General features: G+C 35.8%; 12 protein-coding genes. 8 read left to right on the top strand and 4 right to left on the bottom strand.

Translation table 11 applies throughout. The annotated features are described in order from the left end of the window. The first annotated feature begins 30 nt into the window (after positions 1 to 30). Positions 31 to 813, top strand: a complete 783-nt coding sequence (locus J2772_RS05670; RefSeq protein WP_209914217.1) for an AraC family transcriptional regulator — start codon at positions 31 to 33, stop codon at positions 811 to 813. A gap of 109 nt (positions 814 to 922) precedes the next feature. Next, positions 923 to 1,369 (top strand): SRPBCC family protein, encoded by a 447-nt coding sequence (locus J2772_RS05675; protein ID WP_209914220.1) that lies wholly within the window; start codon positions 923 to 925, stop codon positions 1,367 to 1,369. Positions 1,370 to 2,558: 1,189 nt separating this feature from the next. On the opposite strand, the gene rplS is transcribed toward J2772_RS05675, so the two are convergent. Beyond that, the gene (gene rplS / locus J2772_RS05680; protein WP_002980648.1) at positions 2,559 to 2,915 is read right to left on the bottom strand and encodes a 50S ribosomal protein L19; all 357 of its coding nucleotides are present in this window, start codon (positions 2,913 to 2,915) and stop codon (positions 2,559 to 2,561) included. Positions 2,916 to 3,210: 295 nt separating this feature from the next. Here rplS and J2772_RS05685 point away from each other — a divergent pair, with 295 nt between their 5' ends. After that, positions 3,211 to 5,958, top strand: a complete 2,748-nt coding sequence (locus J2772_RS05685; RefSeq protein WP_209914223.1) for a fibronectin type III domain-containing protein — start codon at positions 3,211 to 3,213, stop codon at positions 5,956 to 5,958. Positions 5,959 to 6,462: 504 nt separating this feature from the next. On the opposite strand, the gene J2772_RS05690 is transcribed toward J2772_RS05685, so the two are convergent. Then, positions 6,463 to 7,998 carry a membrane-binding protein gene (locus J2772_RS05690; RefSeq protein WP_209914227.1) on the bottom strand — a complete coding sequence of 512 codons (1,536 nt, stop codon included), beginning with the start codon at positions 7,996 to 7,998 and terminating at the stop codon, positions 6,463 to 6,465. Positions 7,999 to 8,373: 375 nt separating this feature from the next. On the opposite strand from J2772_RS05690, the gene J2772_RS05695 reads away from it, so the two are divergent. Continuing rightward, positions 8,374 to 9,075: a CoA transferase subunit A gene (locus tag J2772_RS05695; protein ID WP_209914228.1), complete on the top strand. Its 702-nt coding sequence runs from the start codon at positions 8,374 to 8,376 to the stop codon at positions 9,073 to 9,075. Positions 9,076 to 9,345: 270 nt separating this feature from the next. Here the strand turns inward: J2772_RS05695 and J2772_RS05700 are convergent, their stop codons facing one another. Continuing rightward, positions 9,346 to 11,148, bottom strand: coding sequence for an ABC transporter ATP-binding protein (locus tag J2772_RS05700; RefSeq protein WP_209914231.1), 1,803 nt, complete (start codon positions 11,146 to 11,148; stop codon positions 9,346 to 9,348). A gap of 279 nt (positions 11,149 to 11,427) precedes the next feature. On the opposite strand from J2772_RS05700, the gene J2772_RS05705 reads away from it, so the two are divergent. Next, positions 11,428 to 12,081 (top strand): CoA transferase subunit B, encoded by a 654-nt coding sequence (locus J2772_RS05705; protein ID WP_045494942.1) that lies wholly within the window; start codon positions 11,428 to 11,430, stop codon positions 12,079 to 12,081. A 278-nt stretch (positions 12,082 to 12,359) separates the two neighbouring features. Here J2772_RS05705 and J2772_RS05710 read toward each other — a convergent pair whose 3' ends face one another. Then, complete coding sequence (locus tag J2772_RS05710) at positions 12,360 to 13,193, bottom strand: DUF4197 domain-containing protein (protein WP_209914234.1); 834 nt, start codon at positions 13,191 to 13,193, stop codon at positions 12,360 to 12,362. A gap of 335 nt (positions 13,194 to 13,528) precedes the next feature. Between J2772_RS05710 and J2772_RS05715 the strand changes: the two genes are divergently transcribed. The 3 genes from J2772_RS05715 (at position 13,529) to J2772_RS05725 (ending at position 17,371) form a co-directional block, all read left to right on the top strand. After that, entirely contained in the window at positions 13,529 to 15,781 is a 2,253-nt protein-coding gene (locus J2772_RS05715; RefSeq protein ID WP_209914236.1) for a family 20 glycosylhydrolase, read from the top strand. A gap of 19 nt (positions 15,782 to 15,800) precedes the next feature. Further along, on the top strand, positions 15,801 to 16,436 hold the full coding sequence (locus J2772_RS05720) for a Crp/Fnr family transcriptional regulator (protein WP_209914239.1): 636 nt from the start codon (positions 15,801 to 15,803) through the stop codon (positions 16,434 to 16,436). Positions 16,437 to 16,576: 140 nt separating this feature from the next. Then, positions 16,577 to 17,371, top strand: a complete 795-nt coding sequence (locus J2772_RS05725) for a sulfite exporter TauE/SafE family protein (protein ID WP_209914242.1) — start codon at positions 16,577 to 16,579, stop codon at positions 17,369 to 17,371. Positions 17,372 to 17,403 lie beyond the last annotated feature (32 nt).

Here is a 17,403-nt window from a genome sequence, read left to right on the forward strand (position 1 = left end):
TATAAAAACAAAAAGTATCAAAAATAGGACATGGCGGTATTACAACAGAATGAAGAATTTGATGCTGATGCACTGAAAGGAAAAGTCATTGGAATTGCTTCCGATATGGTCATGCATGATTCCGGATTTCATAACCACAAAACAAAGGCGCAGCTGTTGTATGCACCTTCCGGCTGTATGACGGTAACTACTTCCGATCGGCAGTTTGTATTGCCGCCATTCAGAATGTTGTGGATTCCTGCTAATGAAAGTCACCGGGTAAATTTCCGAAATATTGTAGCCTACAGATCTGTTTATTTCGACAGTGAATATGCTGAGAAATATATGAGTTCCAGTCTTAGAGTTTTGCACGTAAACCCTTTGTTAAAAGAAATTATTGAAAGAATCTGCTTCTGGGAATGGACAGCTCTGAATACTACTCAGAAGAACCTTTTAAATGTATTCTGGGACGAAATAGGAAAGGCTCCTGAAGAAAGGCTGGAGCTTAAAATGCCTATTGATAGACGTTTTAAGAGAGTAGTAGAAGAGTGGACAACAAGAACCTCTATGCCTCCTATGCTGAAAAATCTGGCGGAAGAAACCGGAGCGGTGGAAAAGACAATCACCCGTATTTTTAAAAAAGAAACCGGACTTTCTTATCAGGAATGGAGACAACAATGGCGCCTTCAACGATCGATAGAGCTTTTAGTGGACGGAAACTCAATAGGGGAGGTGTCTCATCTCTTAGATTTCTCCTCAGACAGTGCCTTTATTGAATTTTTTAAAAAACACACCGGTTCCACACCATTGCAATATCTCATGAAGAACGGGTAAGCTGATATTTAAACTTAAATCATTGTTTATCAGTATATTTCTTGTCCTATGCATAGCCCTTTTAAAAATACTTTCTATAAAATTATATAAGCAAACTAAAATAGATACCATGAACGATTACACCAACACAATAGAAGTAAAAACCACTGCAGACAAAGCGTACAATGCCTTATCTCATCAGGTTTCCCTCTGGTGGTCAGAAATATTTGAAGGATCTTCAGCACAAGCGGGAGATAGGTTCTCAATAAGATTCGGAGCTGATATTTACAAAACAATGCGGGTGGAAGAAGCAAATCCTGATACGAAAATGATCTGGTATGTAGAAGACTCATTAATTGCCCTTCCTGAGTTAAAGAATCAGACAGAATGGATTGGAACAACCATCATTTGGGAAATAGAGCAAAATAGAGAACATACACAAATAAAAGTTACCCATCTCGGACTGAATCCAGATATTGAATGTTATGATGTCTGCTCCAATGGTTGGGTACAATTCCTTGGCAGCTTGAAACTCTTCCTGGAAACCGGAAAAGGAACACCATACAAAAAAGGATAGGATGATATTAGGATCTTTTCGCAAAGGCTATCAGAGATCTTTAAGAATACTAAATATTACTTATTGCTGATTGCTGATTATTCATTAATTATTAACCACAGATAATACAGATTCTCACAGATATTAATGGTAAATGTAAACTGAATTTTGACTGACCTAGGAATTAGGAGCGTTAAGAAAATTTCAATGTGATCCGTTAAGAAATTTCCATTGTCTGAGCATGGCTAGTATTTTTAATCGAAGCAGAACCGAATGATCCATGCGAGTTTGGAAATTTTAGGAGTACATTTCAATTTTTAGCGGATAATTCCAGTCTTGAACTTTTGTATACTTTTGTTTCAAGACAAAAGTATAGCGGGAGAAACAAAAGTTTATCTCTAACGTAGCAAAACAAATCAAATATTGAATTTGAATATCAATATTATTCTCATCATTCATTTAACTACAGATAGCACAGATTTTCACAGATATTAATGGTAAATGTAAACTGAATTTTGACTGACCTAGGAATTAGGAGCGTTAAGAAAATTTCAATGTAATCCGTTAAGAAATTTCCACTGTCTGAGCATGGGATATCTTTTGAATCGAAGCAGAACCGAATGATCCATGCGAGTTTGGAAATTTTAGGAGTACATTTCAATTTTTAGCGGATAATTCCAGTCTTGAATTTTTGCATACTTTTGTTTCAAGACAAAAGTATGGAGAGCGAAAAAGGAAAGTATGATTTAGATCCTTTCAGGATAACAAAACTGGCGGGAGAAACAAAAGTTATGAAATAAACATCTATCTCTCACGTAGCAAAACAAATCAAATATTGAATTTGAATATCAATATTATTCTCATCATTCATTTAACTACAGATAGCACAGATTTTCACAGATATTAATGGTAAATGTAAACTGAATTTTGACTGACCTAGGAATTAGGAGCGTTAAGAAAATTTCAATGTAATCCGTTAAGAAATTTCCATTGTCTGAGCATGGCTAGTATTTTTAATCGAAGCAGAACCGAATGATCCATGCGAGTTTGGAAATTTTAGGAGTACATTTCAATTTTTAGCGGATAATTCCAGTCTTGAACTTTTGCATACTTTTGTTTCAAGACAAAAGTATAAGTAAGAAAATTACTCATAAAAAAAGGAAGCTGTTTACATGTAAACAGCTTCCTTTTGCATTTATTGTTGTCTGAATTATTTCTTCTTGTAAGCAGCGTCTTTAATTCTCGCTTTTTTACCTCTAAGATCTCTGAAGTAATAGATTCTAGCTCTTCTAACTCTACCTCTTCTGTCAACCTCAATTTTCTGAAGTGCAGGCATGTTGATAGGGAATACTCTTTCTACACCTACATCACCAGACATTTTTCTGATTGTGAAAGTTTTTGTAGAACCAGTACCTCTTAATTGGATAACTGTTCCTTTGAAGAACTGAGTTCTAGTCTTTTGTCCTTCTTTAATTTCGTAATACACAGTAATTGTATCACCTGCTTTGAATTCAGGGAATTCTTTTTTCGCAATGTACTTGTCTTGTACGTACTTTAATAAATCCATTATTAATAAAATAAAATGTTAAAGCTAAGCAACTTACACGCTTATCGTCAGAGGTTGAATAACAGGCTGCAAATATACAAAATAGTTTTTGAATATACCAAATATTTAATGTGCTAAAAACAATAATTTTTTCATTCCCATTTCATTAAAAAATTAACAGATTCTTTAAGATTCCATCAGACAGAGTTTATATGGGACATCTACTTTTGCCCGAAATGAAAATCAGAGTGCTGATTTTTTTAAATTATTGATTTACACATTAAAACTCTATATGTCATTTTAAAATTAAGCTATTATGAAACATTATTTCTTCTTTTTTTGTTTCGCGGCTCAGATGGCGTTCGGACAGGTTTTGTTCCCCTATCTTCAAAACCCGACTCCGAATTCCATGATCGTCAATTGGAAGACCGCTTCCGATAACGAGACAACCGTGATCTATGGGGATTCCCCAACCAATCTGAATGTAACGGTAACCGGTACTACCAATATCTTTTCAGATACAGGCTACAACAATAATTACTATTATCACACGGCGAAGATTGCCAACCTGCAGCCGAATACCAAGTACTATTATAAGATTAAAACCGGAACTAATGAATCTACGGTTTACAATTTCAGAACACTTCCTTTACCTGGGCAGCCTGTAACAGCCAATGGAAAGATCCGCTTCCTGATTATGGGAGATAATCAAATCAAGGCTGAACCGAGATATGACAGTCTTACCCTGAATGCTTTTAAAAAATTAAAAGAGAAATTCGGAGCCAATACAGATCCATCCGATAATATTGCTCTTACTTTTATGGTAGGAGATCAGGTGGATGTAGGAACACTGGATCATTATGAGAATGTTCACTTTAAAAAGAATATCAAATTATCACCTTATTTACCAATCCAGACAACTGTAGGAAACCATGAGACATATGGAACTCTCGGAATGAATTCTTATTATGCACATTTCTATATTGATGAGATCAGATATAAAGGCATTACTTCAGGAAACGAGAATTATTATGCTCAGCAGGCGGGGAATGTATTGTTTATCAGCTTAAGTTCTGAACACACTGGATCTGCCCAGCATACTTGGTTGCAACAGGTTTTAAATGAAGCAAATAACGATCCTACAGTAGACTGGATCATCTCATTAAGCCACAGACCTTATCAGGCAGAGCAGTATGTAGGAGATATTTCTACGTGGGTAAGAAACAATGCCGTTCCACTTTTGGTAACTTCTGATAAATATTTAATGCATGTTGGAGCACACCACCATTTGTATCACAGAGGGCAATTGAAAAATACACCTAATTATCAGATTATTTCAGGAGGAACGGCTTGGGATCAGTATTGGGGAATGTCTAATGAACAGGATTTTGATGATGTTCAGAAAACATTAACGGATTGGACTTATCAGATCGTGGAAGTAGATATTCCAACCGGAAAAGTAGATATAGAATGTTATTCTATTGGTGGAAAATATACCAAGAAAAATAATGAACTGGTGGATTCATTCCATAGGTATAAAAATCAGTCAAAACCGGCAAAACCATCGGTTATAAATACATTCTCAGGTCCAGTTACTTTGCCTTTAACATTGAATGGAAGCGCTTTCTCATCATCTAACGGAGAGCTTCTAAACACCACTCAGTTCTTAATTAGTAAAGCAGCAGATTTTTCTGTGATTGAAAAGGAATTCTACCGTGATTTTGAAAACTGGTTCGGAAAAGACGGAAACGGAAATCCTGATAAAACCAAGAACTTAAATGAAGGGGTAGATATTACAAAAGCAACTTTAGCATCGAACTCAATTCCGAACGGAACTTATTATGTAAAAACCCGTTACAGAGACAGAAATCTTGAGTGGAGCGACTGGAGTGATGTTAAACAGTTTGAAATTACAGGAAGTGTGGTTTCGAATCCTACATTTACTTTAGATAAAACGGAATATGCTCAAAATGAACCTATTGTTGCTACTTTCACTGGCGGTCCTGGAAATCAGCAGGATTGGGTAGGAATCTATAAAAAAGGACAGACACCGGGAGGAGCTGCAACTGCACAGACCTATCTTTATACTAGCGGACAAACAGCAGGAACAGCTACTTTCAATAATGGTTTGCCTAATAAAGGTCAATATTTTGCAGGCTTTTTTGCCAACAACGGATATACGGATATTGCTTCAAGAAAAAGTTTCTATGTAGGTCCAAAGGTCCAATTGCAGGCTACAGCAGACACTTATCCGGTAGGCGGAACAGTAACCATCAATTTTACGAATGCTCCAAGTTTACAGAAAGACTGGATCGGAATTTATAAAATGGGACAGACTCCGGGCACTACAAATTCCATAAAATGGAGCTACGTAACCACTGCATCCGGAACACTTAATTTCACAGGACTTCCAAAAGGTTATTATTATGCTCAGTACTTACTGGAAGACGGATATAACGGAATTGGAGAAAAGGTATTCTTTAAAGTAGGAGATATCGTTACTGAATTATGGATCAACAAGCCTGTATTTTCATTAGGTGAAAATATTACCGCTTCATGGACGGATTCTCCGGGAATCATTAAAGACTGGTTGGGAATCTATCCTCAGAATATTCAGACACCGGATGATAACTTTGTTTCTTATACTTATTTTGATGGGGTAACACAGGGCACCAAAACGATTACAGGAAATGTAAACGGTGTGCCAACCGCACCAGGAAATTATTATATGGTGATGTTTACCAACGATTCTTATACTGAAGTTTCAAATAGAGTACAATTTCAGGTAAGCTCGGGATCTTTGGGAGTAGAGGAGGCAAAAAGTACAGAGAAAAATGTAATTCTGTATCCAAACCCTACAAAACCAGGTGAACCCACCTTCATTAAAAGTGATTATCCAATCGAGAAAATTGAGTTGGTATCAGCAGCAGGAGAATTACTATATGAATCAAAGAATATTCATAACCAGCGCTTCTCTTTAGTGAATGAAAGTCTACCGAAAGGAGTATATTTTGTAAAAGTTCACGCAAGAAAACTATTTACTTTAAAACTGATTATCCAGTAATCAAATAGTTTCATAATCAAATAAAACAGGCTGTCAGAAATGACAGCCTGTTTGTTTATGCTCAGTTGATATTTTTTCCCACAGATTATACAGGTCCCCATAGATTTTCCATAAACATCTTCAAAATCCGCTCAATCCGCTCGAGATAAAATCATTATAAATAAAACGTTCGCTTCATCAAATCAATGCTAATTGATTCCTCTTAGTTCCCTTAAAATATTTCAGTATCAATCATCAAACTTTGCGTTTTAAAAACATTAAGAAGAGTAAAGATTTTAAGGTAATTTAAGCTTCATCCAAGATGAATTTAAGATGCTGGTAAACAAATAGCTTTAGCTGTTTCTCTTAACTTTTCTTCACCTCTTAAAAAAACTTAATGGTTCAAATTCCCACAAATATCTGCGAAATTCGTGTAATCTGCGGGAAATAAAAAACATAGGTTTTTAAACCTAAAAAAAGCAGTTCCGAAAATGAAACTGCTTTATATATCTTTAAATGATTTTATTATTCAAAATCACTGTACAACTGATCCTCCTGAATGATAGTCTGGCTATCGCTAGATAAATAATCGTCACCAGTATCAGCCAAAATTTTAGAATCCTGAAGAAGTTTTCCGTCTACATTATAAACTTTTAATAGAATCCACTTTCCGCTGCGTTCAAGTTCTTTTGCCCCACTATAATCTTTTATTCTGATTTTCCCACTTTGAAGAATACCTCCTTTTACAGAAGCTTTGTTCGCTGGCTTACCTTTTATATACTGTACAATCTGACCTGTAAAACTGTAATCGTACTCATCCTCATTTACAGGTTGGTTATACGTGTACAAAATAGCACCTTTATTGTCATAGACTGTTGCATCGTAAGCGTTTTGCTTGGTGTTTAACTTCTTCTCAAACTTTAGCTTCTTCTCTTCAGTGTAGTTTCTTGTATTCACCAGAACACCATCCTTATACTGCATTTCAGTAAGCCCTTCATAAGCGGTACCATTGTAAGGCATATCTTCCTTATAAGTTAAGGTAGATCTTAGTTTTCCATCAGGAGAATAATATTTAATCTCCTGAGTAGAACCGTCCTTTAGAGTCTTTTCTGTAGTAAGCTTTCCTTCTTCATCAAAATCCTTATTAAGAATCTGTGAACCTCCTTTATAAACATCTATGGTTGAAATATAGCTGTAATCATAACTGAATTGATAATCTTCACCATCCAGAGGGGTATAGGTGTCATTTTCCTTATCATATTGATACGTCAGGTTTGCGATAATCTTTCCGGATTCATCATACGTGGTTTTGGAACCATCTTTTTTACCTCTTTTCTGCTCCTGAAGAACCTTTCCGCTTTTAGCATAGATAACACCTTCTTTGACGGTACCGTCGCTTTTGTATTTTTCAATTTTGGAAATCCTCATCGGATTATAATAATAGTCTACCAGTGTTCCATCGTTGTTGGATTCAGAACTGAGACTGCCAATATACTTCCCCTTTTCACCATAATATTTATTGACATAGTTACCGTCTTTACCGGTAATAGTTTCACTTCTGATCCCTTTGATATCCTCATCATAAATAATGGTTTGGGTGGGAGTGGAATTCTCATATAGAGTAAAGGTGTTGTAGTAATACTCATTTTCCGGATCTTTATAGCTGATCATTTTTCCTGAAAAAGTACCATCAGGCTTGTAAACCATATCCTCCAACAGCCTGCCTTTAGTGTCATAAGATTGGGATACTCCAACTTGTTTACCGTTAGAATAGGTTACAACACTCATTACTTTTCCTTCAGGCGTGTACCATGTTACTTTACCGTCAAAAACTTCGTTACTTGGAGTGGTATCAGAAGCCAGACCTTCCATTTGAAGTGTTCCGTTCTTATAAAAATCTTTAATTAAAGTAAGTTTACCTTTGGGAGACGTTTCACGGTAATATTCCATGTTTTCTTGGGTTGTCTTTTCCCAGTTTTCATCAAAATAAGTTTTTTCTTGTGCATATACGTTGATGCTGAGTACTAATGCAAGTAACGCTGACGTAAATAGTTTTTTCATGTTATATTAAGTTCTGATTTTAAGTTTGTGATGATTTGCTTTTGAATACCAATATGAATGAAAGCAAGAGGTAAAAGCATTGAAGAGACAGTGATTACACTGCCGGAAATAATTTCTATACTAATATTGTGTTTGTATCCGAGGATTAAAAAAATGATGTTTTTTGAATTTAAGCCTTCAAATATAAATCAATTTTACGAGATTTATGGAAAAAAATGAACCAGTTTGTTCACTTTTAGCGGTAAAAATCTGACTGTGATCTTTTTAATATGAAAATAAATATTCGGGATGGGATAGAGATCAGGATCTTTTTCCAATGATCACAGATACGATAAATTTTTATTAAATTTAGCCAACAGAAAAATCTAATATTTCATGATAGATAAAAGAGTAAAAAATGCAAAGGAAGCCATCGAAGGAATTAAAGATGGAATGACGCTGATGCTAGGCGGGTTTGGACTTTGCGGAATCCCTGAAAATTCAATAAATGCCCTGGTGGAAAGCGATGTGAAAGATTTGACCTGCATTTCAAACAATGCCGGAGTAGATGACTTTGGGTTGGGACTATTGCTTCATAAAAGACAAATCAAGAAAATGATCTCTTCTTATGTAGGGGAAAATGCTGAATTTGAAAGACAAATGCTTTCAGGAGAACTGGAGGTAGAACTTACTCCGCAGGGAACATTAGCTGAAAAATGCAGAGCAGCTCAGGCTGGAATTCCAGCTTTCTACACTCCTGCAGGCTATGGAACTGAAGTGGCGGAAGGAAAAGAAGTAAAAGAGTTCAAAGGAAAACCTCATATTTTAGAACATGCTTTTGACGCTGATTATTCTATTGTAAAAGCCTGGAAAGGAGATCATGCCGGAAATCTTATTTTCAAAGGATCTGCCAGAAACTTTAATCACCCGATGGCTGGTGCAGGAAAAATTACCATTGCTGAGGTAGAAGAATTAGTAGAACCCGGAGAATTAGATCCAAACGAGATTCATATTCCGGGAATTATGATTCAAAGAATTTTTCAGGGTGAAAAATTTGAAAAGAGAATAGAGCAAAGAACCGTTAGATCTAAAGAATAAATTTCTGAAGATTACGATTGAGAATAACAAAGCGCTGAATGTATTTTCAGCGCTTTCTTTATTGAGTAAATTTAGCTCTTTTAGGGTCCATTTTTTGTGCTGTCATTTTGGATGAAGCAACGCGGAATGAAGAATCTCAAGATGAAAATTTCCCGTAGATTACACAGATTTTTATAGATTCATTATCTGCCATGTCTACTTAACCTGCTAGATAAAGAAAAAATAAACATCGCCAATGATGATGGATGTAATTGACTATGCTAATTGTTTTTATGATTGAGATACAGTCGTTTTCCTTTCTCCAATCTGCTGTCTCCACATGGCATAATAAAGCCCTTTTTCAGCAATCAGATGATCGTGAGAACCTGTTTCTACAATTTGACCACGTTCCAGTACGTAGATTTTATCTGCATGCATGATGGTGCTTAATCGGTGGGCAATCAGAACGGTAATTTGTTCCCTTTCCTCTGAAATTTGCTTTATAGTAGAGGTGATTTCTTCCTCAGTAATACTGTCCAGGGCGGAAGTAGCTTCATCAAAAATCAATAGATGAGGTTTTCTTAAAAGTGCTCTTGCAATGGCAATTCTTTGCTTTTCACCACCACTCAGCTTTAATCCACCTTCACCAATAACGGTTTCTATTCCTTTTTCAGCTCTTTCCAATAATCCGGTACAGCTCGATTTCTGCAACGCAACGGTAAGTTCCTGCTCAGTAGCTTTAGGATTTACAAAAAGAAGATTTTCCTTGATTGTTCCTGCAAAAAGCTGAGTATCCTGCGTTACAAATCCAATCTGATTTCTCAGTTCATCAAAATCAAATTCTTTTCCGTTAATATCATTGTAAAAGATATTTCCTTCCTGAGGCCTGTAAAGTCCAACCAACAATTTTACCAATGTGCTTTTTCCAGATCCGCTTGGCCCTACAAATGCAATGGTTTCCCCATTTTTCACATCAAAAGAAATATTATTCAAAGCTTTATACTGAGCCGATTGATGCTTGAAAGAAACATGTTTGAATTCCAATTCTTCAATAGCACCAATTTGCTTTGGATGAAGTGGTTTTTCCTCCACATCCTTTTTCATTAAACGGTCGAAATTTTGAAGTGAAGCTTCAGCTTCTCTGTACGAAATTATAATATTTCCGATCTCCTGCATAGGCCCGAAAATAAAGAAGCCATAAAACATCAGGGAAAGGTATTGTCCCGGAGTAACAACATTTTTAAAGATCAGATACAAAAGCGTCAGGGTAATCATCTGTTGAAGAAAATTAACCATCGTTCCCTGAATAAAACTCAAAGAACGAATGCTTTTTACCTTTCTTAGTTCAAGTCCCAGAATTTTATAGGTGTTGTTATTCAGTCGTTTAACTTCCTGGTTGGTTAAGCCTAAACTCTTTACAATCTCTATATTTCTAAGACTTTCCGTAGTACTTCCGGCTAATGCAGTTGTTTCAGAAACAATATTCTTCTGAATGACTTTAATTCTTTTACTCAATAAATTAGTGATAAAAGCAATCAGAAAAATTCCACAAATATATACTGGCATAATCGACCAATGTAGACGGATAGCATACACCGAAACGAAAATAATGCTTACCAGAATCCCAAAGAAAATATTAATGAAATTGGTAATAAACTTAACTGAATCCTCTCTTACTTTGGTTAAAATAGATAAAGTTTCTCCACTTCTCTGGTCCTCAAATTCCTGATAAGGCAATGCCATTGAATGTTTTAGACCGTCTGTAAAGATCTTCGCCCCAAATTTTTGAGTAATAACACTCACTACATAATCCTGAAAAGCTTTGGCAATTCTGCTCACCATTGCAGTTCCGATAAGTAAACCTAAGAAATAGAAAGCTCCATGGTATATTGAAGTTCCATAAAGGTATTCATCTATATTTCTGGGTAACAGTTTTTCCTTGTCAAAGAAATTAGGATGGGTGACCAGCTGGTCCAAAATATTCCCTGTAATTGCAGGAGCAAATAAAGAGAAAACCTGGTTAATGGTGGCCAATAGCAAAGAGATGATAATCAGCCACTGATAAGGTTTAAGGTATTTTAAAAGTATCTTCATTCTAGTAAATAATGAGGCAAAATTAATGATATTATTTTTACTAACGATGTTAATTATTAATGACAATGATCTGTTGTTGAGGAAGATTTGACACTGGATGACGGAAGAATGAAATTATAAAGTATATAAGTAACTCTGTTTTTTTTTAATCTAAATGAAGAATAGTATGGTAGTTTTTTGACCAATACTAACCTCCAGCCTCCTGCTTCCAACTTCCTGCCCGATAAACCCCTTTTGTATTCGGCTGAAAATAATTAAATTGCAGTCTAAGTTTTAATTATGCTTACAAAAGAACAAATTGCCAAAAGAATTTCAAAAGAACTGAGAGATCGTTATTATGTAAACCTGGGAATCGGAATTCCTACTTTGGTTGCCAACTATGTTCCGGAAGGTATTTCCGTAGAATTCCAGAGTGAAAATGGAGTGTTGGGAATGGGACCTTTCCCTTTCGAAGGAGAAGAAGATGCAGATATCATCAATGCCGGAAAACAAACCATTACTATTTTAGAAGGAGGTTCGTTCTTCGATTCTGCTTTTAGTTTTGGGATGATTCGTGGACAGAAAGTAGATCTTACCATTCTTGGAGCAATGGAGGTTTCCGAGAATGGAGATATTGCCAACTGGAAAATTCCGGGAAAAATGGTGAAAGGAATGGGGGGAGCTATGGACCTGGTAGCCTCTGCAGAAAATATTATCGTTGCCATGATGCACGTAAATAAAGCCGGAGAAAGCAAGATCCTTAAAAAATGTACACTGCCTTTAACGGGAGTAAACTGTGTGAAAAAAGTGGTTACTGAATTAGCCGTATTGGAAGTAACTCCAAAAGGGTTCAAACTGCTGGAAAGAGCGCCGGGAGTTTCAGTAGAAGATATTATCAAAGCAACAGAAGCAGACCTTATCATTGAAGGTGAAATTCCTGAAATGCAATTTTAATACAATACAAACCTTGTCAATGGCAAGGTTTTTTTTATTTTTACCAGTAGTTTTTCTGTCATTCTGGATGAAGCTACGCGGAATGAAGAATCCCTTTGAAAACAATTATTTTCTCTCGCAGATTCTGGAGATTACACAGATTTTTATTAGTGGCGAATATCATACATCTTAATCAGCAGATTGGTCTCCGTCTTTACTCACTTAAAATCTATTTAAGATATAAATAAAAAGGTTGCTTCCCGTATGAAACAACCTTTTATATTCTTTTTAACTTTAATTTATCTATTAGCATCCTGCGCTCCGAAAACCTTCTGCAATATGCTTGTTGTTCTCATAGCCGGTGTATTTCTGATTCCGCTTTCTTTATCAGCTACCATTTTGAATACTCCATTGATGGTTTCTGTAGTCACATATTCATTAAGATCAGTAGTTACAGATTGTCCTGTAAAAGTGTTATATTTTGAAATCAGGTTTTTCCAAACCGCATCAGCACCTACTTTTCCTAAAGAAGCCTTTACTTTGGGCTGAAAAGCGGTAAATAATTGGCTCTGGGTTTTACTTTGCAGGTAGCTTGTTGCCGCATTATTATTCCCTAACAGAATATTTTTAGCATCAGTGATTGTCATAGAAGTAATGGCATTGGTGAAAATAGGTGCCGCTTCCGTTACAGCATCTTCTGCTGCTCTGTTTAATAATTTTACGCCTTCATCAGCCAGACTGCCCAATCCTACAGAACGTAAAGTCATATCAACCTTTCTTAATTTTTCAGGCATTAAGATTTTTACAGCTTCATTTTTCAGAAAACCGTCTGTTAAAGCCAGTTTCTTCACTCCATCCGTTACTCCTACACTTAAAGCTTCTTTTAATCCGGAAGAAATCTGAGTTGAGGTAAGGTTTCCAACATTAAGAGGAGACGTTTTTGTTGAAGTAGAAATGGGATTTGTTGTGGTCGTGTTTGTTGTAGTAGCGGCTGTGGAACCTTTAGTAGCCTGTGGATTGTTAAGATCAATTCCTGTTTTGTCTTTAACCGTTGATTTTAAAATATCAAGAAGTTGTGCCTGTGTAGAAATTGAAAGGAATAATCCGGCTGTTATAAAAATGCTTTTTCTCATTGTATTTTTTTACAAATTTAGATGTTTAATCTTGTAAGTGACGTAAGCTTATCAAAAAATAAACCATAATTTTTTTCTGAATTTAAAAAAGAGGATATTGTTGATGTAAATGTTTGATTTCTAATTTATTTTAAAGTTAAATAAATCTTATGCAATGATTGGGTTATTGATGGAAATTAATAGTCTTTCAGAAAAAGGGAATGGTTTTTTTTACCACTAATTCTGTCATTTTTCAAGCGGCTCAATAATGATTTCCTTTAGGGTTAAATATAGAATCTGAACCATTTAAAAGTATTGGAAAATAAGTATATTAGCTAAAACTTTAACCCCATCCAATGGTACGAACCTTTTTAGTATTTTTTGTGTTGCTTTCAAACCTAGTATTGGCTCAAGATAAATTGAATCTCATTCCTTATCCTCAGAAAGTTGAATTTTTAAATGGAGAATTTATCATTCCTGAAACCTTTATATTGGAAGGAAAACCTTTAAAAGAAGAAGGATATATCAAAAAACACTTTACTAAGTTTAAATACGGCAAAAAAGATGAAGCCCATTTAGTATTCGGATTGTTTCCGCCATCAATAATGCCTTTAACAGAAGAGCAGAAAAAAGAAAAATACGCGATTGAAATTTCATCCAGAGGTATTGCTATTCAGTCTTATACAGAGCAAGGTCGTTTTCTGGCCCTTCAGACAGTTATTCAAATGATAGAGCAATATAAGGAAGTTGGGAAAATCCCTGCTATGAAGATCGAAGATCAACCTAAATTTGCATGGCGCGGAATGCATCTTGATGTCTGTCGTCACTTTTTCACCGTAGATGAGGTAAAACAGTATATTGATTATCTGGCGATGTATAAACTGAATACTTTTCACTGGCATTTAACCGATGATCAGGGATGGAGAATTGAAATTAAAAAATATCCTAAGCTTACTCAGATAGGCGCAAAGCGTAAAGAATCAATGATAGGAGCTTACGTGGATAATACCTTCGATGGAAAACCATATGGCCCTTATTTTTATACTCAGGAACAGATCAAAGACGTTGTGAAATATGCCAAGGAAAGACATATAACAGTGGTTCCGGAAATTGAAATGCCTGGCCATGCCCTCGCAGCTTTGTCTGCTTATCCGGAATTGGCCTGCACCAAAGGTCCTTTTGAATCTGCTACGAAATGGGGCGTTTTTGATGATGTTTTCTGTCCTAAAGATGAGACCTTTAAATTTCTGGAAAATGTTTTGGATGAGGTTATGCAATTATTTCCGTCACAGTATATTCATATCGGAGGGGATGAATGTCCTAAAACAAGATGGAAAGAATGTACCCATTGTCAGGAATTAATTAAAAAGAATAATCTGAAGGATGAACACGGGTTGCAAAGCTATTTCATTCAAAGGGTTGAAAAGTATATCAATAGTAAAGGACGAAAAATCATTGGTTGGGATGAAATCCTGGAAGGAGGATTGGCCCCTAATGCCACTGTAATGAGCTGGACTGGAGTAAACGGTGGAATTGAAGCAGCAAAAGCAAAACATTTTGCTGTGATGACACCTGGAGCTTACTGTTATTTTGACCATTATCAGGGAGATCCACAGTCTGAACCTAATGCATTTGGCGGATTTACCCCATTGGATAAAGTATATTCTTATAACCCAATTCCTGCAGAATTAAATGCTGAACAGGCTCAATATATTCTAGGCGTTCAGGCCAATCTATGGACTGAATATATTCTGGATTTCAAACAGGTGCAGTATATGATTTTTCCAAGATTGATGGCGCTTTCCGAAGTTGGATGGGGTACTTCAGATCCTAAAAACTATAAAGATTTTGAAAACAGAGTTATCAGCCATTTCAAAATACTGGACAAAATGAATGTTAACTACGCGAAAAGTATCTATAATATCTCAGGAAAAGTAATTCCTTCAAATAACGGAATTGCCTACGAACTTTCTACTTCACAGAATTCAAAAGGAATCAGATATACTTTAGACGGAACTGTTCCAACGATTAATTCCAAGACCTATCAAGGTTCTCTTTCCATCCCAAATTCTTTAACGGTTAAATCTGCTTATTTTGAAGATGGACAATTGAAAAGTGCAGTTTCTTCACAAGAGTTTACCATATCGAAATCAACAGGAAAAAAGATTACCCTTGAACAGCAGCCAAGTGAAAATTACTCCTTCGGTGGAGCTTTTACGTTGGTAGACGGAATTATCGGAAATGTAAAGAAGCTGGGCAAAACATGGCTGGGCTTTCAGGGAAAAGATGTAGTGGCAACCATTGATTTTGGTCAGAAAACCGACTTTTCAGAAATCTATTTTAATACCTTGGAAAATAAAGGAAGTTGGATTCATCTTGCAAAATCTGCTAAAATTTTTGTTTCTGACGACAACAAAGATTTTAAAATCATCAAAGAAATAGGAAAGGAAGACATTCAAAATACCAAAGGAAAAATACAATTGAAACTAGGTAAGCAAAATGCAAAATATCTGAAGGTTATGATTGAAAATGCAGGAATTATCCCAGCAGGGAATCCCGGTGCTGATTCTAAAGCGTGGCTGTTTATTGATGAAATTGGCGTAAATTAGCCCTATTCAATTAAACAACATGCAGGATACCATACTTTCTTCAGAATTTTCTTCTTCACCAGATCTGGTAGAAAAACTCTATCAGTACGGAATCACTAAAAATTATCATGAAGGAGATATTATTTTAGATGAAAACGCTTCCATACGTTCCATTCCCATTGTAATGAAAGGGATGATGAAGGTGATCCGAACCGAAGAAGATGGACGCGAGATCCTGTTGTATTATATTAAAGCAGGGGAGAGCTGTATCATGTCTTTTCTGGGGGGAATGCACCATGAAAAAAGTATTGTAAAAGCAGAAATAGAAGAAGACGCTGAAATTCTTTTCCTTCCGATAGATAAGGTTGCATTATTCATCAAAGAACATCCGGAATGGCTGGATTATATTTTCAGACTTTATCACAAACGCTTTGAAGAATTACTTGATATTATCAACGCCATTGCCTTCAAAAAAGTAGATGAAAGACTCCTGAATCTTCTCCACAAAAAAGCGGAACTTACCAATTCTAATACTATAAATACTACTCATGAGCAACTCGCCAACGAATTGGGAACCGCCAGAGTGGTGGTATCAAGGCTTCTGAAGCAGCTTGAAGAAGACGGCAGACTAAAACTGGGTAGAAACAAAATCACTCTTCTGAAATCTACCAATTAATTACAATTTCTCTTCTCTTTTCTAAATTCCGGTTAATAAACACTCATATTCCCCTCCGGAAGGTTGTCAATCCTTATGTAACAAAAGTAGCTGTAGTTCTTCTCAAACAATTCCATTTTTGCATTATAATAGTTGAACAAATGGAAATTATAGGATATGCAGCATCCGTTTTAATTGGTGTTTCTTTAGGTCTAATTGGTGGTGGTGGAAGTATTCTGACTGTCCCCGTATTGGTGTATCTTTTTGGAATTGATACCCTGCTGGCTACAGAATATTCTCTTTTTATTGTGGGGATAAGTAGTGCCGTAGGTTCAATAACCTATTTTAAAAAAGGATTGGTTGATTTTAAAATGGCTCTGATATTTGGAGTACCCTCTGTTATTTCAATTTTTCTAACCAGAATGTATCTGTTACCTCTCATTCCGGAAGACCTTCTCAGGATAAAAAGCTTTATAGTAACTAAAAATATTTTTCTGCTGTTGATTTTTGCCGTTTTGATGATTCTTGCCTCCTATAAAATGATTAAGGGTAAGATTTCCGAAGATATGGATGGAAGTGATTTTAATAGCAATAAAGCTCTGCTGGCTGCCGGAGAAGGAGCAATAGTAGGTGTTTTAACTGGGTTGGTGGGGGCAGGAGGAGGTTTTATGATTATCCCTGCATTGGTTAACCTTTTAAAAGTTCCGGTGAAAACTGCGATAGGAACTTCACTGGTTATTATTTCTTTAAACTCTCTGATTGGCTTCTCTTCATCCATCAACCATGTAAAAGTAGAATGGAATTTATTGCTCTCTATTACAGCTATTGCTGTCATTGGGATTATCATAGGCTCAAAGATTTCAAAAAAGATTGATGGTAAAAAACTGAAACCGGCATTCGGATGGTTTATTCTGGTGATGGGAATTTACATTATTACCAGGGAAATATTTCTTTAAACTTGCTTGTGTAACAAAAGTAACTGTAGGAG

Origin of the sequence: Chryseobacterium jejuense, from assembly GCF_017877355.1 — a bacterium.
Classification (GTDB): Bacteria; Bacteroidota; Bacteroidia; order Flavobacteriales; family Weeksellaceae; genus Chryseobacterium; species Chryseobacterium jejuense_A.

Coding starts and splice junctions, on each gene's coding strand:
- J2772_RS05670 (WP_209914217.1), top strand. CDS start 31: ATGGCGGTATTACAACAGAATGAAGAATTTGATGCTGATGCACTGAAA.
- J2772_RS05715 (WP_209914236.1), top strand. CDS start 13,529: ATGGTACGAACCTTTTTAGTATTTTTTGTGTTGCTTTCAAACCTAGTA.
- J2772_RS05705 (WP_045494942.1), top strand. CDS start 11,428: ATGCTTACAAAAGAACAAATTGCCAAAAGAATTTCAAAAGAACTGAGA.
- J2772_RS05725 (WP_209914242.1), top strand. CDS start 16,577: ATGGAAATTATAGGATATGCAGCATCCGTTTTAATTGGTGTTTCTTTA.
- rplS (WP_002980648.1), bottom strand. CDS start 2,915: ATGGATTTATTAAAGTACGTACAAGACAAGTACATTGCGAAAAAAGAA.
- J2772_RS05710 (WP_209914234.1), bottom strand. CDS start 13,193: ATGAGAAAAAGCATTTTTATAACAGCCGGATTATTCCTTTCAATTTCT.
- J2772_RS05675 (WP_209914220.1), top strand. CDS start 923: ATGAACGATTACACCAACACAATAGAAGTAAAAACCACTGCAGACAAA.
- J2772_RS05700 (WP_209914231.1), bottom strand. CDS start 11,148: ATGAAGATACTTTTAAAATACCTTAAACCTTATCAGTGGCTGATTATC.
- J2772_RS05690 (WP_209914227.1), bottom strand. CDS start 7,998: ATGAAAAAACTATTTACGTCAGCGTTACTTGCATTAGTACTCAGCATC.
- J2772_RS05695 (WP_209914228.1), top strand. CDS start 8,374: ATGATAGATAAAAGAGTAAAAAATGCAAAGGAAGCCATCGAAGGAATT.
- J2772_RS05720 (WP_209914239.1), top strand. CDS start 15,801: ATGCAGGATACCATACTTTCTTCAGAATTTTCTTCTTCACCAGATCTG.
- J2772_RS05685 (WP_209914223.1), top strand. CDS start 3,211: ATGAAACATTATTTCTTCTTTTTTTGTTTCGCGGCTCAGATGGCGTTC.